The organism is Streptomyces sp. NPDC015345 (assembly GCF_043078805.1).
Taxonomy (GTDB): domain Bacteria; phylum Actinomycetota; class Actinomycetes; order Streptomycetales; family Streptomycetaceae; genus Streptomyces.
This window is the reverse complement of record NZ_JBIBTX010000005.1, coordinates 656,679-678,751: the sequence shown is the minus strand read 5'-3', so window position 1 is coordinate 678,751 and position 22,073 is coordinate 656,679. Positions and strand designations below refer to the sequence as shown.

Here is a 22,073-nt window from a genome sequence, read left to right as displayed (position 1 = left end):
GCCTGCACTGCTGTAGAGTCTCGTCTCGCAGCACAACGGAGCAACACGTGCCGCGAGCAAGGTCCTGTGGAGCAGTTTGGAGTGCTCGCCACCCTGTCAAGGTGGAGGCCGCGGGTTCAAATCCCGTCAGGACCGCAGTTGAGGAGAACGGGCCGCATCCCCTGGGGGAGCGGCCCGTTCCGCATTCCCGCACCAGGCGACCACCCCACCTGACCAGAGGCCGCACCCGCGGCGCAGCCGCGAAAAGACACAGCAAATCCCGTCAGGACCGCAGTTGAGGAGAACGGGCCGCATCGATTCCGATGCGGCCCGTTCTTGCGTGCGCGTCTTGACTGCGTCACATTCCGCCGGTACCCCAGACAGCAGGGAGTCGGCGGCAGACTCCTCCGGAGGTGACGCATGTCTGCTTCTTCTGTTCCTTCCGCGGCTGCGCGGCACGAGACCCGCGCCCTGCTGCGTGCCCACCTCGCGGCGGCCACGAGCTACCGCCACCTGACGCGGCACTGCGCGATCTGCCACCGGCTCCTGAGGCTCGCCCTGGAGCCCTCTCCGCACCGCCCGGGCGAGTGCGAGGCGTTGTCCGACGCCGGCTTCGTCCTGGAGGAAGCAGCGGGCGACGAGCGCGCCGAGGGCGATGCCGTGCCCGGCGAGGACGAAAGTCCCGCCAAGGCATGACCAAAGCCGACGCGCGGGCCCTCCCCTCGGTGGGAGGCTGAGAGGCGCGGGCCTCGGTGCACCACCGAAGTCCCTCTAGCGCAGGGGCGTCGCACGCAACAAGGCGCGCGGCGTGTGACGGGTGTCACCGAACAGGTTTTGGAAACACCCGAACTTACACCCTCCCTACAACGGGCCAATTTAATATGTGCAATTGCACCGCCCTCAAGGCACTCCCCTCGCGTTCCCCCCGCGCTCTCCCCGCACTCCCCAGCCACGCCCCAAGTGCCCCCGCGAGGACTCCCCAGAGACCAACAGGGACGCTCACGGACGTGCCCACCAGCGCCTCTTCAGCGCACAAAAAAAGATCGCGCTGGACCCGGCGGAGTCCAGCGCGATCGAACGACTCACCCATGAGGCTCAGGCGTGGATCCCGTTGGGGCGGGACCCGCGTCGCGTGTAGCTATATGTCGGACGTACGGCCAGGTTGGGGGACCTGACAGCAGTGGTGCTATTCGCCCGGGTTGTGCGGGTTACTGCTGGTTGAGCGGTACTTCAGGCGTACGTCAGGCCTCGCTGCGCTGCTGCGGGATACCCGCGAGCAGTGCGCGGACCTCAGCCTCGCGGTAACGGCGGTGTCCGCCGAGCGTGCGAATCGACGTGAGCTTGCCAGCCTTGGCCCAGCGCGTCACCGTCTTCGGGTCGACGCGGAACATCGTGGCGACCTCAGCCGGGGTCAGCAGCGGCTCGGCATCAGGGGTGCGAGCGGTCATGAGCGGCCTCCTCGGGAGAACCGAACCTTCTCGGTTCATTCCTCTAAATTCTGCACCTTGACCCGCGTTGCCCGAAATGGCGGACGCGAGTCGAGTCGGTTATAGGACGAACGGCTTGTCCTCGGCACTACAACTACACCATCCGTCCAGCCGCGTCGGCCAAACCGATGGAATTGCCCTCCCAGGTGTTCATCACCGACGGAAGCCGATGGACCATGCCATAGCGGACAGTCACGCCACCGTGACGATCAGTCACAGAGCGATCAGGAGTCAACAGGACCCCCCATACAGTGCAATGCTGAGCATTCCGCCCTTACTTGGGCGGAAGGAGCCCTCCCCGGACTCCTTGTCCTATTTTGGCATGAGGAGGGGCGATGGGCGCAAGGGCCCCGTAAGTGCGGTCCGTCACGCTTGACACAAAGGCCCGGATCGGGACCTACGTCCCGCCACCCGTCGGCTCACGGTCCCTCAGTTCGCGAACTGAAGGTCCCGGACCGCCCGCCATCGCTCCACGAGCCTCGCATACGCCTCGCCGGCCCCCTCGCCGTCGCCGTTGCGCAAGGCCTCGATCCCCTCGGCCACATCCGCCGCCGAGTGGTCCTCGTCCAGCTCGTCGGCGGGCAGGGCGTGCACGAGGCCGCCGTAGTCCAGCTCGACCAAGGAGCGCGGGTGGAACTCCTCCAGCCACCGGCCGACGTCCACGAGGCCCTCGATGAGCGGCGCCTCGTCCAGCGCGTCCCGCAGCGTCTTCAGACCGCGCGCCACCCGGCGCCGGGCCTGGACCATCGGGGTGCGGTAGCGGAGGACCGGTGAGACACCCGGCGCGCCCTCCTCGCCCCGGTCGTAGCAGCGCTCCTCGTCCGACACGAGCACGAACCAGTGCAGCGGCACCTGCCACGTCGACGTACGGATCCAGGGGCGCGCGTCGGGGTTGCGGGCGAGCCACTGCTCGTAGTCCGCGGCCGTCTGGCTGCGGAGCACCGGCGGGAGCACCGCGTCGAGGACCGGCGCCGGCAGCTGCCCGGCCAGCTCCCCCATCGCCTGCCAGCCGCGCAGCCGGGTCCGCCACGGGCAGACGCACAGCACCCCGTCGATCTCCAGGACGAAGGCGTCGCTGCTCTCGTGCACCGGCACGGGCACGGGCGGCGTCGGCACCAAGTCGGCCAGGGAGCGCCGGAGTTCGTCCTGGTACGAGGGGTGGTCCGAGCGGCGGGCGTAGCGCGCCCAGTGGCCGCGCTCCGGCTCGGGGAAGGCGGCCAGCGGCTCATAGACGCGCAAGTAGGACGCGTACGGGACCGTCACCGATGACACCTTGGGCACGGCTGCTTCTCTCCCCCGCGTTCCGACCGGACAACCCCGAAATCACTGCCGATCGTGCCATGGCCGAAGCCCGCCGCGCCGCTCCCTCACGCGGCCCGCGCTCGGCGAGACGGGTGATCCTCGCCGCCGGGCACTCAGATGCGGTGGCCAGGCTTTAGTCTCATGCCCATCGGGCCCCCGCCACCCGTACGGGAGCCCGCCCACCGCCGCTACTCGACCGGGAGTCACCACCGTGACCGAAGCAGACAACGGCGTCCTGCACACCCTGTTCCACTCGGAGCAGGGCGGCCATGAGCAAGTAGTGCTCTGCCAGGACCGCGCCAGTGGCCTCAAGGCCGTCATCGCCCTGCACTCCACCGCCCTGGGCCCGGCCCTCGGCGGCACCCGCTTCTATCCGTACGCGAGCGAGGAGGAGGCCGTCGCCGACGCGCTGAACCTCGCGCGCGGGATGTCGTACAAGAACGCCATGGCCGGCCTCGACCACGGCGGCGGCAAGGCCGTGATCATCGGCGACCCCGAGCAGATCAAGAGCGAGGCCCTCCTCCTCGCCTACGGCCGCTTCGTCGCCTCGCTCGGCGGCCGGTACGTGACGGCCTGCGACGTCGGTACGTACGTCTCCGACATGGACGTCGTCGCCCGCGAGTGCCGCTGGACGACCGGCCGCTCCCCGGAGAACGGCGGCGCCGGCGACTCCTCCGTCCTCACCGCCTTCGGTGTCTTCCAGGGCATGCGCGCCTCCGCTCAGCACCTGTGGGGCGACCCGACGCTGCGTGACCGCAAGGTCGGCGTCGCGGGAGTCGGCAAGGTCGGCCACCACCTGGTCGAGCACCTCCTCGCGGACGGCGCCGAGGTCGTGATCACCGACGTGCGCGAGGAGTCCGTACGGCGCGTCCTGGACAGACACCCGTCGGTGACGGCGGTGGCGGACACGGACGCGCTGATCCGCACGGAGGGTCTCGACATCTACGCCCCCTGCGCGCTCGGCGGCGCCCTCAACGACGAGTCCGTGGCCGTGCTGACCGCGAAGGTGGTGTGCGGCGCCGCCAACAACCAGCTCGCGCACCCGGGCGTCGAGAAGGACCTCGCCGACCGGTCGATCCTCTACGCGCCGGACTACGTGGTGAACGCGGGCGGCGTGATCCAGGTCGCCGACGAACTGCACGGCTTCGACTTCGACCGGTGCAAGGCGAAGGCGGCGAACATCTTCGACACCACGCTGACGATATTCGCTCGCGCAAAGCAGGACGGCATTCCGCCGGCCGCGGCGGCCGACAGGATCGCCGAGCAGCGGATGGCCGACGCCCGCTGAGATCACCGCCTCGGGGCCCCGCCGACACGGTTGAGGAGACAAGACTCACCCCCGTCGGCGGGTCGCCCGGCAAGAAGAGGTTAAAATCGCAGTTGACCAGCGAGGACGGGGCTCCTCGCGGGTTCTGCGCCGAGGCGCGTCCTGCGGGCGACGTACCGTATGGCCGCAGGAGCAGGTACCGTGGAAGCCCTACGGACCGGTCTCTCCGAGGAGAGTCCGTCCTAGATCATGAACGCGTGTCAAGACTCTGGGGCCGTCGAGCCCCGTATCCGAGGGGGTCGAGCCATGGGGCGCGGCCGGGCAAAGGCCAAGCAGACGAAGGTCGCCCGCCAGCTGAAGTACAGCAGCGGCGGGACTGACCTGTCGCGTCTGGCCAATGAGCTGGGCGCTTCGACTTCGCAACAGCCGCCGAATGGCGAGCCGTTCGAGGACGACGACGAGGAAGACGACCCGTACGCCCAGTACGCGGATCTGTATAACGTCGACGACGACGAGGACTCGACCGATGAGTCCGGTCCGTCGTCGCAGCGCCGCGGCGCTTGACCTCGTTGTAGCGACTGCACTTCACCCGGTCCGGGGTGGTCACCACACCGGACCGGGTTTTGTGCTGCCTTGAACCCCTCCGCACGGGCCTACTTGGCGTAGTCGCCGATCAGGGCGGCGCCCGTCGCGTGGTCACCGCGGTCGGTGATCTCGCCCGCGACCCAGGCGTCCACGCCGCGGTCGGCCAGGGTGGTGAGCGCCGCGTCCGCCGACTCCTCGGGGACGATCGCGATCATGCCGACGCCCATGTTCAGCGTCTTCTCCAGTTCGAGGGGCTCGACCTTCCCCTGCTTGCCGACCACGTCGAAGACCGCGCCCGGGGTCCACGTCTCGCGGTCGACGATCGCGTGCAGGTCGTCCGGGATCACCCGGGCGAGGTTCGCCGCGAGGCCGCCGCCGGTGATGTGGCTGAAGGCGTGGACGTCCGTGGTGCGGGTGAGCGCCAGGCAGTCCAGGGAGTAGATCTTGGTGGGCTCCAGGAGCTCCTCGCCGAGGGTGCGGCCGAACTCCTCGACCTGCCGGTCCAGGGCCCAGCCCGCTCGGTCGAAGACCACGTGCCGGACGAGCGAGTACCCGTTCGAGTGAAGACCGGACGAGGCCATGGCGATGACCGCGTCACCCTTACGGATGCGATCCGGGCCGAGCAGGCGGTCGGCCTCGACGGCGCCCGTGCCGGCGCCCGCCACGTCGAAGTCGTCGGGGCCGAGCAGGCCCGGGTGCTCCGCCGTCTCGCCGCCGACGAGCGAGCAGCCGGCGAGGACGCAGCCCTCGGCGATGCCCTTCACGATGGCGGCGACGCGCTCGGGGTGGACCTTGCCGACACAGATGTAGTCGGTCATGAAGAGCGGCTCGGCGCCGCACACGACGATGTCGTCCATGACCATCGCGACGAGGTCGTGGCCGATGGTGTCGTAGACCCCCATCTGGCGGGCGACGTCGACCTTCGTGCCGACGCCGTCGGTGGCGGAGGCGAGCAGGGGACGCTCGAAGCGCTTGAGGGCGGAGGCGTCGAAGAGCCCGGCGAAGCCACCGAGGCCGCCGAGGCCCGCGACCTCCGGGCGCTGGGTCTTCTTGACCCACTCCTTCATCAGCTCGACGGCGCGGTCGCCCGCCTCGATGTCGACGCCCGCGCTTGCGTAGCTGGCACCAGTGGTCTCAGACATGACGGTGAGAACTTTCGTGTCGTACTGCTCGTACTGCGGGGGGTCTTACGGGCGGCGGATCGCGTCGGCGGCGGCAGTGCTCGCCGGGCCCGCGGCCAGTTCCGTCTCCAGAAGCTGCTTGCCGAGCAGTTCGGGGTCGGGGAGATCCATCGGGTACTCGCCGTCGAAGCAGGCGCGGCAGAGGTTCGGCTTGTCGATGGTCGTGGCCTCGATCATGCCGTCGATGGAGATGTACGAGAGGGAGTCGGCGCCGAGCGACGTGCCGATCTCCTCGATGGTCATGCCGTTGGCGATCAGCTCGGCGCGCGTCGCGAAGTCGATGCCGAAGAAGCACGGCCACTTCACGGGCGGGGACGAGATCCGGATGTGGACCTCGGCGGCGCCGGCCTCGCGGAGCATCTTGACCAGGGCGCGCTGGGTGTTGCCGCGGACGATCGAGTCGTCGACGACCACCAGCTTCTTGCCCTTGATGACTTCCTTGAGGGGGTTCAGCTTGAGGCGGATGCCGAGCTGGCGGATCGTCTGCGAGGGCTGGATGAAGGTCCGGCCGACGTAGGCGTTCTTGACCAGGCCCGCGCCGAAGGGGATGCCGGAGGCTTCCGCGTACCCGATCGCGGCGGGGGTGCCGGATTCGGGCGTCGCTATGACGAGGTCGGCCTCGACGGGTGCTTCCTTGGCGAGCTTGCGGCCCATCTCGACACGCGAGAGGTAGACGTTCCGCCCGGCGATGTCCGTGTCGGGACGCGCCAGGTAGACGTACTCGAAGACGCAGCCCTTGGGCTTCGCTTCTGCGAATCGGGATGTTCGCAGGCCGTTCTCGTCGATGGCGACGAACTCGCCCGGCTCGATCTCGCGGACGTAGGAGGCGCCGCAGATGTCGAGCGCGGCGGACTCCGAGGCGATGACCCAGCCGCGCTCCAGGCGGCCGAGGACCAGCGGGCGGATGCCCTGCGGGTCGCGGGCCGCGTACAGCGTGTGCTCGTCCATGAAGACGAGGGAGAAGGCGCCCTGAACCTGCGGGAGGATCTTCATGGCGGCGTCTTCGATGGTCAGCGGCTTGCCGTCGTCGTCCACCTGGCCCGCGAGGAGAGCCGTCACCAGGTCGGTGTCGTTGGTCGCCGCGACCTGGGTCGCGCGGCCGTTCTCCTTGGGCAGGTCGGCCACCAGCTCGGCGAGCTGGGCCGTGTTGACGAGGTTGCCGTTGTGCCCGAGCGCGATGGAGCCGTGCGCGGTGGCACGGAACGTCGGCTGGGCGTTCTCCCAGACGGAGGCACCGGTGGTCGAGTAGCGGGCGTGACCGACCGCGATGTGACCCTGGAGCGAGCCGAGAGAGGTTTCGTCGAAGACCTGGGAAACGAGGCCCATGTCCTTGAAGACGAGGATCTGGGAGCCGTTGCTGACCGCGATTCCCGCGGATTCCTGGCCCCGATGCTGGAGGGCGTAAAGCCCGAAGTAAGTGAGCTTTGCGACCTCTTCGCCCGGAGCCCAGACACCGAAGACGCCGCAAGCGTCCTGGGGGCCCTTCTCGCCGGGAAGCAGATCGTGATTGAGTCGACCGTCACCACGTGGCACATCTTCGAGTGTAGGCGAGATCGACCACTGGTCCGAATTGGGGATACGGGCCCTGTACGGACGGTGACGACTGCCGTGATCAGGGCTTGCCCACGGCGGGGGCGGCGACCCTACTTCTCCGCGGTGTTCGCGTCGATCACCGTGCCGTCGGCGGCGGTGATCCTCAGGGTGTTCCGCTCCAGTTCGTAGCGTGCCGTGCCGTCGAAGAGCTTCAGCAGCCTGCGCTCGGTGGCCATCGCCTTGCCGGGGCACATCTTCCGGGTGGTGGCGGGGGTGCCGAAGGTGATGCGGCCGTCCTTCGCCTCGGCGTCGGCGGTGACGTCGTTGCAGCCGAGGTTGCCGCGCACCTTGCCGTCCTCGCCGAAGGTGAGGTGGACCTTGTCGGCCACGTCCTTCGGCAGCGGCGCGGCGCTCTTGGCGTCGCCCACGGTCCGCACGGTCCACTTGGTGCCGGTGAGCGGGGCTTCGGGCTCGTCGGGGCGTGAGGTGAAGGTCATGCGGTCCCCCTTGGCGGTGGTGAGGGTCATCCGGTCGCCGTCGACCCTCGCGGTGAACTTCTCCTTGCCGAGGGCGCGTACGACGTTCTTCTCGAACCTCATGCGGCCGTCGCCCTCGCAGGCCCGCTCCGTCATCAGCGGTTCGCCGAAGTCCACGGTGTCGCCCTTGATCGTCACGTCGGCGCCGACGGAGTTGCAGCCGAAGCTGCCACCGGCCCGTCCGTCCTTGCCGATCTTGAGGTGGGCGTCGTCGGGGGCCTCGTACGTCTTGCCGCCCACGGTGAGGCTGTCGACGCTCCACCGGACGCCCGTGAGGAGCGGCTCCGTCTCCACGGAACGGCCGCCGGAGCCGCCTTCGGAGCCGGCTCCGGACTCGGTGCCGCACGCGGTGAGCAGCAGCCCGGCGGAGGCCAGCGCGGTCAGGGTCAGGGTCAGACGCTGCGTGTGCATGGCAATGTGACGGGACAGGTGGGGGTGTCGGTTCCATCCGCCCCGCCGACCGGGTCACCCCATGATCGGCAGCAGTCCCGACAGGTCGGCCCGCTCCCCGCTCGCGCTGACCTTCGCCGCATCCAGGGCGCTCGCCCAGTCGGCGCGTCCCGTGGCGAGGCGGACCCAGGTCAGCGGGTCGGTCTCGACGACGTTCGGCGGGGTGCCGCGGGTGTGCCGCGGGCCCTCGACGCACTGCACCACCGCGTACGGCGGGACGCGCACCTCCGTGGCGGCACCCGGCGCCTTCAGCGCGAGCGCGTCCGCGAGGAGGCGGGTGCAGGCGGCCAGGGCCTGGCGGTCGTACGGCACGTCGAGGCCCGGCACGGCGTCGTTCAAGTCGTCGGTGTGCACGGTCAGTTCGACCGTGCGGGTGACCAGGAAGTCGCCGAGGGTCATGGCGCCGAAGCGGGACGGCACGAGGCGTCCGTCGGGCGCGGCCGCCAGCGACTGCTCGATGCCGGTGAGCGTGCGCGTGAACAGTTCGTCCAGCTCCGTGCCCGCGCTCTCGGCGATGGCGCGGGTGTCCTCGTCGACCTGGGCGGCGGCGGTGACCGTCGCGAACGGCCAGTCCATGAGCGGCACTTCGTGCTTCGCCGGTTCCGGGACACTCAGATAGCGGTGGACGGTGCCGACCACCATCGCGATATGGGCGGCCAGTTCGTGCACGGTCCACTCGCCGAGGCGGGTGGGGCGGGCCAGTTGCTCGGGCGTGAGGGTGCGTACCGCCTCTCGTACGTTGCCGAACTGGGCGAGCACGGCGGTGCGGATCTTGGCGGAGTCGTACGTACGCGTGCGCTTCTTGGCCGGTGGCATGGGCCGAGCCTAAGCGTTTCCGGGGTACCCCTGAAGTCCCTTTTCCACCAGGTCGAAGGCGCGTTCGGCGGACGCGGCACAGTCCTTCGCGATCTCGTCGAGCGGCTCGCCGACGATGGTGCGCCGGTGGTTCTCCATGATGAGCGCGTTGCGGGCACCGGTCAGCTGGGCGGCGGCGACCCGCGCGAGGAGCGTGTCGCCCGTCTCCTCGGCGAGGGCGTCCGCGAGGAGCTGGACACTGCGCATGTGGAAGATCACCATGCGGTGCGCGAGGGTCGGCGTCTCGTTGATGAGCTGGCGCACCTTGAGGGTGCGCGGGTCGCCGCTGAGGCCGATCGACGGGTCGCGCTCGGCCACCTGGGCCAGGAACTGGCGGCGCATGGCCGCCACCGCGGACTCGCCGGGCCGGCGCTCGCGCACCGCGCGGGCCGGGTCCCCGGCATGCTCCTCCATGGGGCCGACGAGCACGCCTTCCTTGGTGCCGAAGTAGTTGAAGACGGTCATCTTCGACACGTCGGCCGCCTCGGCGATCTCCGCCACGGAGACGTGGTCGAAGCCCCGCTCGGAGCAGAGGTCCACGGCGACGCTCCAGATCCGCGCGGCGGTCTGCCTCTTCTTGCGCGCGCGCAGGCCCAGCTCCTCAGTCATGCAAGTCACGGTACCCGGGTGGCTTCTTCGCCCACCGTGAACGTCTCGCGGTTGCGGGGCACTCCGACCCCGCGCCAGCTGAACGGCACGCCCCGCGCGGTCTCCGGGTCGGGTCCGTCCATCAGCTGGAAGTGGACGTGCGGCTCGGTGGAGTTGCCGGAGTTGCCGCAGCCGCCGATCCGCTGCCCGGCGGTGACCTCGTCGCCGGCTTGGACCGCGAGTGAGCCCCGCTGGACGTGCGCGTACAGGGCGTACGTCCCCTCGCCGAGGTCGAGCACGACGTGGTTGCCGATGACGCGGCGGCCCCCGCCGAGCGTCCTGCCGACGCCCTCGATCAGCCAGAAGTACAGCACCCCGAGGAGGGAGCTGCGGCTCAAGTGGTCGCGCTGGCCGTCCTCGGCGTGCACGACGGTGGCGTCGGCCACCGCGTACAGCGGCTCCCCGAAGGCGGGGTAGGCCCGGCCGTGCCGGGCGACGGGCCAGAACCAGACGGGACCGGGGCGCGCGGGTCCGTCCTCCGGCTCGGCCGTGATGTCGATGGCGTACGTCTGTGCCAGGTAGTGCGTGCCGTGGCTCGGCACCTTGTCGGCGGGGCTGTTGAGCGCGGACCAGCGGCCGGTGACCGGGGGCGCGACCTCGACCGGAGCCGGGGGCTCCACCTCCATCCGTCGGCGCGCGGAGCGGGACAGCGTGGTGCTGACGGCGATCGCGCCGAGCGCGGGCAGCCAGCTCAGCCAGTAGTTGTACGGCAGGTCCGTGAAGAGCCTGACGACGAACTGGCCGAAGAACACCATCCACAGCATCCGATGGAGCACCGCGGCGAACTTGCGCAGGCCTATGGACATGACTCCCCCTTGTACAGAAATAGGTCGAAATCTTGGTCAGGTCACCGGGCGCGCGGCGGTGAGCACCACGAGCAGCGGCACCACCCGCCCGGCGGGCACCTCGTACCTGCCGCGCTCCGAGGTGTGCAGCCAGCCGGCGCCGGTGAGTTGGCGCAGGTGGTGGTAGATCTGGCCGGTCGTCCCGACGTCGTCCAGCGCGGCCAGCTCGGCGGCGGTGCGCAGTCCGCCGAGGATCTCCCGCAGCAGCCGCAGCCGTACGGGATGGCCGAGCGCGGCGAACGACTCGGCCGCATCCGACCAGTCGCCCTCGAACACCGTCTCGGTGAGCAGGCCGTACTGCCAGTCGTAGCGATGCCCCGTCGGCACCCGCACCGTTCCGGTGAACAGGACGGCGCCGTCCGCGTCATCGGACACCGGGTGCCGTGCCTTCAGGGCGTCGAGCGCCCAGAAGTCGCCCTCTCCCACCGGGGGTGCGGCCGGTCCCGCGCTCTCCAACTCCGCCATGCGCCGTTCGAGCTCGGCGACGCGCTCTTCAAGATCCACGAGTACGAGATTACGTAAGTACGTAATTTCTGGCAAGCCCTGATCCGAAACCTGCACCCCGGAAAAGCGCCCGGGCACGACGAAGCCCCCGCCCGGATCGGATCCGGACGGGGGCCGTCAGCCGTCAGCCGTCAGCCGTCAGCCGTCAGCCGTCAGCCGTCAGCAGGAGTCGCTCAGGCGAAGAGCCCCGGAATCGTCCCCTCGTGCGCCTCGCGCAGCTCGTTCAGCGGCAGCGTGAACTCGCCCTGCACCTCCACCGCGTCGCCGTCGACGACACCGATGCGCGTGACGGGCAGGCCCCGCGCCCCGCACATGTCGGTGAAGCGCAGCTCCTCGCTGCGCGGCACGGCGACGACCGCGCGCCCCGCCGACTCGGAGAACAGGAAGGTGAACGCGTCCAGGCCGTCCGGGACGATCAGGCGCGCGCCCTTCCCGCCACGCAGGCAGGACTCGGTGACGGCCTGCACGAGGCCGCCGTCGGACAGGTCGTGCGCGGCGTCGATCATGCCGTCGCGGGAGGCCGAGATCAGGATGTCCGCGAGCAGCTTCTCGCGGCCCAGGTCGACCTCGGGCGGCAGCCCGCCGAGGTGGTCGTGGACCACCTGCGACCAGGCCGAGCCGCCGAACTCCTCGCGCGTCTCGCCGAGCAGGTAGAGGAGCTGGCCCTCTTCCTTGAACGCCATCGGCGTGCGCCGGGCCACGTCGTCGATCACGCCGAGCACGGCGACGACCGGCGTCGGGTGGATCGCCGCCTCGCCCGTCTGGTTGTAGAGCGAGACGTTGCCGCCGGTGACCGGGGTGCCCAGCTCCAGGCAGCCGTCCGCGAGGCCGCGGATGGCCTCGGCGAACTGCCACATGACGTCCGGGTCCTCGGGCGAGCCGAAGTTCAGGCAGTCCGAGATCGCGAGCGGCTTGGCGCCGGAGGCGGCGACGTTGCGGTACGACTCGGCGAGCGCGAGCTGGGCGCCCTTGTACGGGTCGAGCTTCGCGTACCGGCCGTTGCCGTCGGTGGCGATGGCGACGCCGAGGCCCGTCTCCTCGTTGATCCGGATCATCCCGGAGTCCTCGGGCTGCGCGAGCACGGTGTTGCCCTGCACGAAGCGGTCGTACTGGTCGGTGACCCAGGACTTCGCGGCCTGGTTCGGGGCGGCGACCAGCTTCAGGACCTGCTCGCGCAGCTCGGCCGCGTTGGCCGGGCGGGCCAGCTTGTTCGCGTCGTCGGCCTGGAGGGCGTCCTGCCAGGACGGGCGGGCGTAGGGGCGCTCGTAGACCGGGCCGTCGTGCGCGACCGTGCGCGGGTCGACGTCGACGATCTTCTCGCCGTGCCAGAAGATCTCCAGCCGGTCGCCGTCGGTCACCTCGCCGACGACGGTGGCGATGACGTCCCACTTCTCGCAGATCTCCAGGAACCGGTCGACCTTCTCCGGCTCCACGACGGCGCACATGCGCTCCTGCGACTCACTCATGAGGATCTCCTCGGGAGTGAGCGTGGAGTCGCGCAGCGGCACGTCGTCCAGCTCGACCCGCATGCCGCCGGAGCCGTTCGACGCCAGCTCCGAGGTCGCGCAGGAGAGTCCGGCCGCGCCGAGGTCCTGGATGCCGACGACCAGCTTCTCGGCGAAGGCCTCCAGGGTGCACTCGATGAGGAGCTTCTCCTGGAAGGGGTCGCCGACCTGGACCGCGGGGCGCTTGGAGGGCTTCGTGTCGTCGAAGGTCTCGCTCGCCAGGATCGAGGCGCCGCCGATGCCGTCGCCGCCCGTGCGGGCGCCGTACAGGATGACCTTGTTGCCGGGGCCCGACGCCTTCGCGAGGTGGATGTCCTCGTGCCGCATGACGCCGATGGCACCGGCGTTGACCAGCGGGTTTCCCTGGTAGCAGGCATCGAAGACCAGCTCGCCGCCGATGTTGGGCAGGCCCAGGCAGTTGCCGTAGCCGCCGATGCCGGCGACGACGCCGGGCAGCACGCGCTTGGTGTCGGGGTGGTGGGCGTCGCCCATCCGCAGCGGGTCCACGACCGCGACCGGGCGTGCGCCCATCGCGATGATGTCGCGCACGATGCCGCCGACGCCGGTGGCCGCGCCCTGGTAGGGCTCGACGTACGAGGGGTGGTTGTGCGACTCGACCTTGAAGGTGACGGCGTAGCCCTGGCCGACGTCGACGACGCCGGCGTTCTCACCGATGCCGACGAGCATCGCGTCGTTCTCCGGCACCTTCTCGCCGAACTGCCGCAGGTGGACCTTGCTGCTCTTGTACGAGCAGTGCTCGGACCACATGACGGAGTACATGGCCAGCTCGGCGCCGGTGGGACGGCGGCCGAGGATCTCGCGGACGCGCTCGTACTCGTCTTCCTTCAGGCCCAGTTCGGCCCAGGGCAGCTTGACGTCGGGGGTCTCGGCTGCGTGCTTGACGGTGTCCAGAGTCATGCGTTGACCAGCTTCTTCAGGATCGAGGTGAAGAATCCCAGGCCGTCGGTGCGGCCGGTCCCGACCAGCGGCTCGACGGCGTGCTCGGGGTGCGGCATGAGGCCGACGACGTTGCCCGCCTCGTTGGTGATGCCGGCGATGTCACGGAGCGAGCCGTTGGGGTTGCCGTCCAGGTACCGGAAGGCGACGCGGCCCTCGGCCTCCAGCATGTCCAGGGTCCGCTCGTCGGCCGTGTACTGCCCGTCGATGTTCTTGAGCGGGATCGAGATCTCCTGGCCGGCGGTGTAGTCGGCGGTCCAGGCGGTCCGGTCGCTCTCCACGCGCAGCTTCTGCTCGCGGCAGATGAAGTGCAGGTGGTCGTTGCGCAGCATCGCGCCCGGCAGGAGGTGCGTCTCGGTGAGGACCTGGAAGCCGTTGCAGATGCCGAGGACCGGCATGCCGGCCTTCGCCTGCTCGATGACGGACTCCATCACCGGCGAGAAGCGGGAGATGGCACCGGCCCGCAGATAGTCCCCGTAGGAGAACCCGCCGGGCAGCACCACGGCGTCGACCTGCTTGAGGTCCTTGTCCTTGTGCCACAGCGGCACGGCCTCGGCGCCCGCCACGCGGACGGCGCGCTGGGTGTCGCGGTCGTCGAGGGTTCCGGGGAAAGTGACGACGCCAATTCGAGCGGTCACTTCTCTTCCTCCACCTTTACGACGAAGTCCTCGATCACGGTGTTGGCGAGGAAGGTTTCCGCCATCTCCTGGATACGGGCGAGGGCCGCGTCGTCGACCGGCCCGTCCACCTCGAGTTCGAAACGCTTTCCCTGACGTACGTCGGAGATGCCCTCAAAACCGAGGCGCGGCAGTGCACGCTGCACCGCCTGGCCCTGGGGGTCGAGGATCTCCGGCTTGAGCATGACGTCGACTACGACGCGTGCCACTGGCACTCCCGGTGTGTGGTGCTGGCGTGTGCTGCTTGCATGGTGCTGAGCAGGTTCCTTCAGACTACCGGCACAAAATTTCTACTCGCGTAGATTCGTAGAAACCTACGTGATGGCGGTCACGTTCCGAGGTTCTGGGCGGGTATCGAACAGGACACCTTCACGAGGAATCCAGGAAAAGATCACGCCTCGCCATTGCGACCGGACACGCGGAGGTATTCGGCCGGACTTCACAATGCAATGCCGGGCACTGTACAAATGAATTGGCAATAGTCGATACTTTGCCCATAACAGCCGGACAGTCGGCGTCACCGCACGTCAGCGTGGTGGAGCCGCACGAAGGGACCGATATTCGTGGCGCAGCGTGTCGTAGTCACTCTCTTTGACGACATGGATGGCGGGGAAGCGGCGGAAACGGTCGCGTTCGGTCTTGACGGCAAGTCGTACGAGATCGACCTCAACCAAACCAATGCCAAGAAACTGCGCACCGCGCTCGCCCCCTACCTGGAGGCGGCCCGGAAGCAGTCGAAGTCCGGGAAGGCGTTCCGGCACACCGCCGTCTCCCCCGACCCGTCGGCGGTGCGGGCCTGGGCCCGCTCGCACCAGCTGGACGTCCCACCGCGCGGCCGCATCCCCAAGAGGGTCTACGAGGCCTTCGAGGCGGCCAACTGACCTGGCGGCCGCCGCGGTCCCCGAGCCCCTCGCGGCAACCGACTTGCGCTGCACCCCCGCTGGTCAGCTAGAGTCTGGAGCACGCCGAGGGGCAAGGCCGAAAGGCCGGACCTCACGGAGTCGTGCGGGTGTAGTTCAGTAGTAGAACATCCCCCTTCCAGGGGGAAGGCGCAGTGTGCAATTCCTGTCACCCGCTCCGCATCGCTTACGGACCAGTCATCTGGTTGCGGTAAGCTGGTGCTCGCGCCGATCAGTGAGAGCTGGTCGGAGGCAATGCGAACGTAGCTCAGTTGGTAGAGCGCAACCTTGCCAAGGTTGAGGTCGCGAGTTCGAACCTCGTCGTTCGCTCCATCGAAGAAGGCCCCGGTCAGTCCGACCGGGGTCTTCTTCGTGCGCGCGGGCGGGCCGCCGGATTCTGACATTTGTCATGCGAGCCGGTGACAGCGCGCACTGCTCCCGCGCCCCGGGCCGGGAGACGCTCTAGCCATGACTGACCAAGTGATCGACGTGACCGATCTCCGGCGCGTGTACGGGGGCGGTTTCGAGGCGGTACGCGGTGTCTCCTTCGGCGTGGGCCGGGGCGAGCTGTTCGCGCTGCTCGGCACCAACGGCGCCGGCAAGACGTCCACCATGGAGCTCCTCGAAGGCCTCGCGGCGCCGGCCGGCGGGCGGGTCCGGGTGCTCGGGCACGACCCGTACACCGAGCGGAGCGCCGTGCGGCCCCGCATCGGCGTGATGCTCCAGGAAGGCGGCTTCCCCGCGGAGTTGACGGTCGCCGAAACCGTGCGGATGTGGGCCGGGTGCACCAGCGGCGCCCGGCCCGTCGCCAAGGCCCTGGATACCGTGGGGCTCGGCAAGCGGGCCGGTGTGCGCGTCAAGCAGCTGTCCGGCGGCGAGAAGCGGCGGCTCGACCTGGCCATGGCGCTCATCGGGCGGCCCGAGGTGCTCTTCCTCGACGAGCCCACCACGGGGCTCGACGCGGAAGGGCGGCGCGAGACCTGGGAGCTGGTCCGCGACCTGCGGGACAACGGCACGACCGTGCTGCTCACCACGCACTACCTGGAAGAGGCCGAGGAGCTCGCCGACCGGCTCGCGATCCTTCACGAGGGGCGGATCGCCGCCGAGGGACGCGTCGCCGACGTGGTCGCGGCGCAGCCCTCCCACGTCTCCTTCGAACTCCCCGAGGGGTACTTCGTCGGCGATCTGCCGCCGCTCGCCGAGCTGGGCGTGAGCGGGCACGAGACCTTTGGGCGCCGGGTGAAGCTGCGTACGCACGAGCTGCAACGAGCCGCCACAGGGCTGCTGTTGTGGGCCCGGGACGCACAGGTCGAACTGGGGGCGCTCGATGTGCGGGCGGCCTCGCTGGAGGAGGCGTTCCTGCGGATCGCGAGGCCCGGCACGAACACGGACGGCGCGGGAAGCACGCGGGGCGGGCGCCCGGCCGAGAAGGAGATGGCGGTATGAGCACCGTGGCGTCGACGACCCCCGCGGGGCGGATGCGGGCGCTGGCGCGCGCCGAGCTGACGCTGCTCGGGCGGAGCAAGGGCTCGCTGTTCGCGGCGCTGTTCGTGCCGTTCGTCCTCCCGCTCAGCATGCGGCAGGCCACCGAAGGCATGGACCTGAAGGGCACCGGGCTCTCCCTCGGCACGGTCGTGCTGCCGAGCGCCCTCGGCTTCTCGCTGCTCTTCGCCGTATACGCCACGCTGACCGGCGTCTACGTCGCCCGGCGCGAGGAACTGGTGCTCAAGCGGCTGCGCACCGGCGAGCTGCGGGACGCCGAGATACTCGCGGGCGCCGCGCTGCCTTCGGTCACCATCGGGATCGCGCAGTGCCTGGTGCTGAGCATCGGCTGCGCGGTGCTCCTGGACGCCGGGGCGCCGAGCGCGCCCCACCTCGTGGTGCTCGGCATCGCCGCGGGTCTCGTGATGTTCGCCGCGCTGGCGGCCGTCACCGGCAGCTTCAGCCGGTCCACCGAGTCCGCCCAGGTCATGAGCATGCCGTTGATCTTCGGGTCGATGATCGGCTCCGGGCTCTTCATCCCGTTCGAGGTCATGCCCGACAAGCTCGCCGCGTTCTGCGAGCTGCTCCCGCTCTCCTCGGTCATCGAGCTGATCCGCGGCGGCTGGGCCGGCCACCTCTCGACGGCCGACACGCTCGGCGCCCTCGCCACGGCGGTGGCCTGGACCCTGCTGTCGGTGTTTGCTGTACGCCGATGGTTCCGCTGGGAACCCCGGCACTGAGGGAGGCGGTCCGTGTGGTCGGCCGGATACGGGCCTGGCAGCGTGGCTGGCACGGCCGGAGCAAGATCGAGAAGGTCGAGTTCCAGAGCATGGTCATGTGGCACGCCATGCCCTGGATCTTCTTCCTCAGCTGGGGCTCGCTGCCCCTGGGCCTGAGCCTGCGCCACGAGCCCGCCGCACTGATCTTCGGCTGGGCGCTGATCGCGGTGGCCGCCGCGCAGAGCGTCCACGTCAACCGGTCCCTGCGGCGGTCGGTCGACCACTATCTGAAGCGGTGCGGCATGCCGCGCCGCGACCTCGCCGTCTCCGGTGTCCTGCTGGCCGTCGCGCTGGGGCTCAGCCTCGGCCTCGAAGCGGTCGACGGCGTCACCGAAGGCATGATCGGCTTCACGACGCTGTACCTGGTCGTGCCGTTCGGCCAGTCGCTCGCCTTCGCTGTCTCCGTCCGGGCGTTCCTGCTGCACATCGTGCTGATCGACGCCGTCGCCCTGGCCGGATTCGCCGCCGTCGGCGTGCCCGGCGGACGGCTCGCCGGGTACGCCGCCCTCATCGGCTTCGCCGGCGCCCTGACGCTGATCTCCGCGCGCTGCGGCGCCTGGACGCTCTCCGTGATGTGGGAGGCCGACCGGTCGCGCGAGGTGGAGGCGCGCCTCGCGGTCGCCGAGGAGCGGCTGCGGTTCGGGCGGGACCTGCACGACGTCATGGGCCGCAACCTCGCCGTCATCGCCCTCAAGAGCGAGCTGGCGGTGCAGCTCGCGCGCCGCGGGCGGCCCGAGGCCGTGGACCAGATGGTCGAGGTGCAGCGGATCGCGCAGGAGTCGCAGCGGGAGGTGCGGGAGGTGGTGCGGGGCTACCGCGAGATCGACCTCGGCGTGGAGCTCCTCGGCGCCCAGGGCGTGTTGGAGGCGGCCGGGATCACCTGCCGGGTCACGGGATCGGCGGCGGGGCTGCCGGCGCCCGTGCAGTCCGCGCTGGGCTGGGTCGTGCGGGAGGCGGCCACCAACGTGCTGCGGCACGGCGACGCCACGCGCTGCGACATCACCCTGGCGGTGACGGACGGACGTACGACACTGACCGTCGAGAACAACGGCGTGCCCGATGCCGTGCCGTCGGGCGGCGGCTCGGGCCTCGCCGGGCTCCAGGAACGGCTGGCCGAGGTCGACGGCACCCTGGACTTCGCGGCCGGGCAGGGGCGCTTCCGCCTCACCGCGGCGGTACCACTGCTCCCGGGGAGCGCGGTGCCGGCGGCGCCTCGATGTGCAGCCGACCGGAGCGAGGCCCTGCTGTGAGCCTGCGTGTACTGCTCGCTGACGACGAGCACCTCATCCGGGGCGCGCTCGCCGCGCTGCTCGCCCTGGAGGACGACCTCGTGGTCGTCGCGGAGGCGGCCACCGGGCCCGAGGCGCTCGCCATGGCGCGGGCCCACCGGCCCGATGTCGCCGTGCTCGATCTCCAGATGCCGGGCGCCGACGGTGTGAGTGTGGCCACATCCCTGCGGGACGAACTGCCGCACTGCCGCACCATGATCGTGACGAGTCATGGCAGACCGGGACATCTCAAGCGGGCCCTCGCGGTGGGCGTACGCGGCTTCGTACCGAAGACGGTGAGCGCGCAGCGGCTCGCCGAGATCATCCGCACCGTGCACGCCGGAAACCGTTACGTGGACCCGGAGTTGGCCGCCGACGCCATCTCCGCGGGGGACTCGCCGCTGACCGTGCGCGAGGCCGAGGTGCTCGAACTCGCCGCCGACGGGGCACCGGTCGCGGAGATCGCCGAGCGGGCCGCGCTCTCCCCGGGGACCGTCCGCAACTACCTCTCCTCCGCGGTCACCAAGATCGGGGCGGAGAACCGGCATACGGCGGTGCGTCTCGCTCGCGAGCGAGGTTGGGTATAGTGGTCCTCGCGTTACGGCGCAACGCGGACGTAGCTCAGTTGGTAGAGCGCAACCTTGCCAAGGTTGAGGTCGCCAGTTCGAACCTGGTCGTCCGCTCAGATGAAAGGCCCCGCTCCTCGGAGCGGGGCCTTTCGCGTTCTTCCCGGGCGCCCCCGCTACCAGGACGTCCCGGTCAGCCGCTCGTACGCCTCGATGTACTTGGCACGGGTGGCGTCCACCACCTCCTGCGGCAGCGCGGGCGGCGGCTGCTCGCCCTTGCGGTCCCAGCCGGATGCCGGCGAGGTCAGCCAGTCCCGGACGAACTGCTTGTCGAACGACGGCTGGGCGCGGCCCGGCTCCCACTGGTCGGCGGGCCAGAACCGCGAGGAGTCCGGCGTCAGGACCTCGTCGCCGATGAACAGCGCACCGTCGTCGAAGCCGAACTCGAACTTCGTGTCGGCGAGGATCAGGCCGCGCTCACGCGCGATGTTCCGCGCCCTGCTGTAGACGGCGAGCGTCGCCTGACGCAGCTGGGCGGCGGTCTCGGGGCCGACCTGGCGGGCGACTTCCTCGTAGCTCACGTTCTCGTCGTGCTCGCCGACGGCGGCCTTCGCGGCGGGCGTGAAGATCGGCCCGGGCAGCTCCGAGCCGTCGACCAGGCCTTCGGGCAGCGCGAGGCCGCAGACGGTACGGGTTTCGTTGTACTCCAGGAGGCCCGAGCCGGTGAGGTAGCCGCGGGCCACGCACTCGACCGGGACCATCTCCAGGGACTTGCAGACGAGCGTGCGGCCCTCCCAGTCGGCGGGGGCGCCCTGCGGCAGGTCGGTGGAGAGGACGTGGTTCGGGATGATGTCCGCGAGCTGGTCGAACCACCACAGGGAGAGCCGGGTGAGGACGCGGCCCTTGTCAGGGATCTCCGAGGGCAGCACCCAGTCATAGGCGGAGAGCCGGTCGCTGGCGACCATGATGAGCCGGCCCGCCTCGTCGCGGTACAGGTCGCGCACCTTGCCGGTATGGAGGTGGACCAGGCCCGGCACGTGCAGCGGCTCGGGCTTTTCTACGAATCCGGACACGGTTCCCTCCAGTGATTCCGACCAAGTGGTGTCGATTCTCCCGTATCGAGGGGGAAGTCTTGGCCAGGGGTCGGTCCTGGCCTCGCGTCGGCCCGGCGGAAGGATCGCTCCGGGCCTTGCGCCGGCCCGGACCAATGATCAGTCCCGCTTGCAGATGCGGTCCAGGAGATTGGCCGTGGCGCGCTGCACGCGGGTGTCCACATGGCCCGGGCGGTCGAGCGCCGGGGACCAGGCGAAGGTGCCGGACGCGAAGACGAGGGCGCCCGAGGGCGCGCGGTAGAGCGAGGTCTCCTGGTGGCGCGTGACGCCCTCCGCGTCCGCGTACGGCGAGTGGGCGAGCAGGATGCGGTCCTGGTGCTCGGGGAGCGCCGTACGCGGGAAGTAGCGGTCGGCCTCGCCCGCGACCAGGCCCTCGATCTCGTCGCCCTCGTGCGCCCCGGTCGCCTCCCACAGCCAGTGGTCGGCGTTGCGGACGACCAGGGGGTGCGGTTCGGGGACGCGGCCCGCGTACTGGATGCCGAGCAGTTGCTGTTCGGCCGTGTTGTCGCCGTCCCGCTCGCGCCAGAGGGCCGACTTGCCGGGGCCGCGGCGCTTGCGGCAGGTCAGCAGGCGGTCCGGGACGCCGGACGGGGAGGGGCCCAACTCCACCTGCCAGTACATGGTGTTGGCCGAGAGGAAGACCAGGGAGGTGCCGCCGTCGCGGGCCAGCTCCGTGGTGCGGCGCATCGCCGGTGACCAGTACTCGTCGTGGCCGGGGAAGACCAGGCCCCGGTACCGGGTCGGGTCGATGCGGCCCGCGTGCAGGTCGCGGGCGTCGGCGTACGCGAGGTCGTAGCCGTACCGCTCGGCCCAGCGGATGAAGTCGTAGGCGTGGCCCACGTGCAGGGGCAGGCCCGCGCCCGCGTACGGCCGGTCGAAGGAGACCGTGACGGCCGCCTCGCTCTCGCCGAGCAGGCGGCCCTCCTCGTCCCACGCGTGATAGAGGCTGGCGCCGGTGCGGCCGTCCTCCGGATAGAGGTTGTACGCCTGCCAGGTCACGTCCGGCAGGAGGAGCAGAAGGTCGGCGGGGTGGCTGTCGCGGACCGTGAAGGGCACGTGCGAGCGGTAGCCGTCGGCGGTGGTGAGCACCGCCACGTACGCCCCGATGTTCCAGTAGCTCGGGATCTGGAGGCGCCAGGAGAGCCACCAGTGGTGGCAGGAGACCGTGCGGTCCGCGGTGAGCGGCCGCGGCTGGACGATGCCGGACAGGCGCGGGCTCGTCGTGATCTTGCTGGCGCCGTCGCCGCCGTAATGCCCGATGCGGTAGATGTCGACGCTGAACTGCTGGGGCGGGTCCACCGTGACGTGGAAGTCGATCGCCTCGCCCGGGGCGGCGGCGCCGGTGGAGGTGAAGCCCTTGATCTGGCAGCTCACGTCGTCGGCGGTCAGTGGGCCGCCGGTGCGGGGCGCCGGGATGTTCGCCCCGGGGGCCGGGGCGTGGTCGACGTACCAGGGCACGACCTGGCCCGTGTCGTCGAAGTAGTGCTCGGATCCTCGCAGCCAGGGCAGCGGGCCCTGACCGAAGGGGTCCGACACGGCGTGCGCCAGCGCGCCCGATTCCCAGCGGCGGATCGGCTCCTGCCCCATGTCTTCCCCTCCCTCGCTCCCCCGAGCCTGCGGCGCCGGTGGATGTGTACGTCCGGCGATGGAACCCAG

The 22,073-nt window shown here is 70.2% G+C and carries 22 protein-coding genes and 4 tRNA genes; 12 read left to right on the top strand and 14 right to left on the bottom strand.

Translation table 11 applies throughout. From position 1 onward, the window contains the following. Positions 1–60 precede the first annotated feature (60 nt). Together ACF062_RS24335 and ACF062_RS24330 are read left to right on the top strand one after the other, a co-directional pair. Positions 61–135: transfer RNA gene (locus ACF062_RS24335), tRNA-Asp, on the top strand. Positions 136–399: 264 nt separating this feature from the next. After that, complete coding sequence (locus ACF062_RS24330; RefSeq protein ID WP_392141124.1) at positions 400–675, top strand: DUF6274 family protein; 276 nt, start codon at positions 400–402, stop codon at positions 673–675. 545 nt (positions 676–1,220) lie between these two features. Here ACF062_RS24330 and bldC read toward each other — a convergent pair. Both bldC and ACF062_RS24320 read right to left on the bottom strand, forming a co-directional pair. Beyond that, on the bottom strand, positions 1,221–1,427 hold the full coding sequence (gene bldC, locus ACF062_RS24325; protein ID WP_003949541.1) for a developmental transcriptional regulator BldC: 207 nt from the start codon (positions 1,425–1,427) through the stop codon (positions 1,221–1,223). A gap of 468 nt (positions 1,428–1,895) precedes the next feature. Next, a complete protein-coding gene (locus ACF062_RS24320) occupies positions 1,896–2,747 on the bottom strand; it encodes a hypothetical protein (RefSeq protein ID WP_392141123.1) in 852 nt (283 codons plus the stop codon). 232 nt (positions 2,748–2,979) lie between these two features. Between ACF062_RS24320 and ACF062_RS24315 the strand changes: the two genes are divergently transcribed. After that, positions 2,980–4,056: a Leu/Phe/Val dehydrogenase gene (locus tag ACF062_RS24315; RefSeq protein WP_392141121.1), complete on the top strand. Its 1,077-nt coding sequence runs from the start codon at positions 2,980–2,982 to the stop codon at positions 4,054–4,056. Between the two features lie 285 nt (positions 4,057–4,341). After that, positions 4,342–4,599, top strand: coding sequence for a DUF3073 domain-containing protein (locus tag ACF062_RS24310; protein WP_223775527.1), 258 nt, complete (start codon positions 4,342–4,344; stop codon positions 4,597–4,599). A gap of 89 nt (positions 4,600–4,688) precedes the next feature. On the opposite strand, the gene purM is transcribed toward ACF062_RS24310, so the two are convergent. From purM to purS, 10 genes are all read right to left on the bottom strand, one after another. Beyond that, the gene (gene purM, locus ACF062_RS24305) at positions 4,689–5,762 is read right to left on the bottom strand and encodes a phosphoribosylformylglycinamidine cyclo-ligase (RefSeq protein WP_392141118.1); all 1,074 of its coding nucleotides are present in this window, start codon (positions 5,760–5,762) and stop codon (positions 4,689–4,691) included. 45 nt (positions 5,763–5,807) lie between these two features. Further along, the gene (purF, locus tag ACF062_RS24300; RefSeq protein ID WP_223775529.1) at positions 5,808–7,334 is read right to left on the bottom strand and encodes an amidophosphoribosyltransferase; all 1,527 of its coding nucleotides are present in this window, start codon (positions 7,332–7,334) and stop codon (positions 5,808–5,810) included. Between the two features lie 110 nt (positions 7,335–7,444). Beyond that, positions 7,445–8,281: an META domain-containing protein gene (locus ACF062_RS24295; protein WP_392141116.1), complete on the bottom strand. Its 837-nt coding sequence runs from the start codon at positions 8,279–8,281 to the stop codon at positions 7,445–7,447. A gap of 54 nt (positions 8,282–8,335) precedes the next feature. Beyond that, the gene (locus tag ACF062_RS24290) at positions 8,336–9,136 is read right to left on the bottom strand and encodes a sterol carrier family protein (protein WP_392141114.1); all 801 of its coding nucleotides are present in this window, start codon (positions 9,134–9,136) and stop codon (positions 8,336–8,338) included. Positions 9,137–9,145: 9 nt separating this feature from the next. Then, entirely contained in the window at positions 9,146–9,784 is a 639-nt protein-coding gene (locus ACF062_RS24285; RefSeq protein ID WP_392141113.1) for a TetR/AcrR family transcriptional regulator, read from the bottom strand. A 5-nt stretch (positions 9,785–9,789) separates the two neighbouring features. Further along, positions 9,790–10,629, bottom strand: coding sequence for a M23 family metallopeptidase (locus ACF062_RS24280; RefSeq protein WP_392141111.1), 840 nt, complete (start codon positions 10,627–10,629; stop codon positions 9,790–9,792). A gap of 36 nt (positions 10,630–10,665) precedes the next feature. Continuing rightward, positions 10,666–11,172 (bottom strand): ArsR/SmtB family transcription factor, encoded by a 507-nt coding sequence (locus tag ACF062_RS24275; RefSeq protein WP_392141109.1) that lies wholly within the window; start codon positions 11,170–11,172, stop codon positions 10,666–10,668. Between the two features lie 173 nt (positions 11,173–11,345). After that, positions 11,346–13,595: a phosphoribosylformylglycinamidine synthase subunit PurL gene (purL, locus tag ACF062_RS24270; protein ID WP_392141107.1), complete on the bottom strand. Its 2,250-nt coding sequence runs from the start codon at positions 13,593–13,595 to the stop codon at positions 11,346–11,348. Next, entirely contained in the window at positions 13,592–14,272 is a 681-nt protein-coding gene (purQ, locus tag ACF062_RS24265; protein ID WP_309031236.1) for a phosphoribosylformylglycinamidine synthase subunit PurQ, read from the bottom strand. Before purQ ends, purL begins: the two co-directional genes overlap by 4 nt. Further along, positions 14,269–14,520, bottom strand: coding sequence for a phosphoribosylformylglycinamidine synthase subunit PurS (gene purS, locus ACF062_RS24260; RefSeq protein WP_223775535.1), 252 nt, complete (start codon positions 14,518–14,520; stop codon positions 14,269–14,271). Before purS ends, purQ begins: the two co-directional genes overlap by 4 nt. Positions 14,521–14,874: 354 nt before the next feature. Between purS and ACF062_RS24255 the strand changes: the two genes are divergently transcribed. From ACF062_RS24255 to ACF062_RS24220, 8 genes are all read left to right on the top strand, one after another. Further along, on the top strand, positions 14,875–15,192 hold the full coding sequence (locus tag ACF062_RS24255) for an Lsr2 family protein (RefSeq protein WP_223775536.1): 318 nt from the start codon (positions 14,875–14,877) through the stop codon (positions 15,190–15,192). A 124-nt stretch (positions 15,193–15,316) separates the two neighbouring features. Beyond that, a tRNA-Gly gene (locus ACF062_RS24250) sits at positions 15,317–15,388 on the top strand. A gap of 79 nt (positions 15,389–15,467) precedes the next feature. Further along, a tRNA-Gly gene (locus ACF062_RS24245) sits at positions 15,468–15,543 on the top strand. A 135-nt stretch (positions 15,544–15,678) separates the two neighbouring features. Beyond that, positions 15,679–16,656, top strand: coding sequence for an ABC transporter ATP-binding protein (locus ACF062_RS24240; protein ID WP_392141105.1), 978 nt, complete (start codon positions 15,679–15,681; stop codon positions 16,654–16,656). After that, on the top strand, positions 16,653–17,432 hold the full coding sequence (locus ACF062_RS24235; RefSeq protein WP_392141103.1) for an ABC transporter permease: 780 nt from the start codon (positions 16,653–16,655) through the stop codon (positions 17,430–17,432). The genes ACF062_RS24240 and ACF062_RS24235 overlap by 4 nt, the downstream gene beginning before the upstream one ends. Further along, the gene (locus ACF062_RS24230; protein WP_392141101.1) at positions 17,405–18,721 is read left to right on the top strand and encodes a sensor histidine kinase; all 1,317 of its coding nucleotides are present in this window, start codon (positions 17,405–17,407) and stop codon (positions 18,719–18,721) included. Before ACF062_RS24235 ends, ACF062_RS24230 begins: the two co-directional genes overlap by 28 nt. Beyond that, complete coding sequence (locus ACF062_RS24225) at positions 18,688–19,326, top strand: response regulator (protein WP_392141099.1); 639 nt, start codon at positions 18,688–18,690, stop codon at positions 19,324–19,326. Before ACF062_RS24230 ends, ACF062_RS24225 begins: the two co-directional genes overlap by 34 nt. A gap of 23 nt (positions 19,327–19,349) precedes the next feature. Continuing rightward, a tRNA-Gly gene (locus ACF062_RS24220) sits at positions 19,350–19,422 on the top strand. A 59-nt stretch (positions 19,423–19,481) separates the two neighbouring features. Here the strand turns inward: ACF062_RS24220 and ACF062_RS24215 are convergent. Beyond that, entirely contained in the window at positions 19,482–20,378 is an 897-nt protein-coding gene (locus ACF062_RS24215) for a phosphoribosylaminoimidazolesuccinocarboxamide synthase (RefSeq protein WP_392141097.1), read from the bottom strand. Positions 20,379–20,516: 138 nt separating this feature from the next. Beyond that, complete coding sequence (locus ACF062_RS24210) at positions 20,517–22,004, bottom strand: N,N-dimethylformamidase beta subunit family domain-containing protein (protein WP_392141095.1); 1,488 nt, start codon at positions 22,002–22,004, stop codon at positions 20,517–20,519. Positions 22,005–22,073 lie beyond the last annotated feature (69 nt).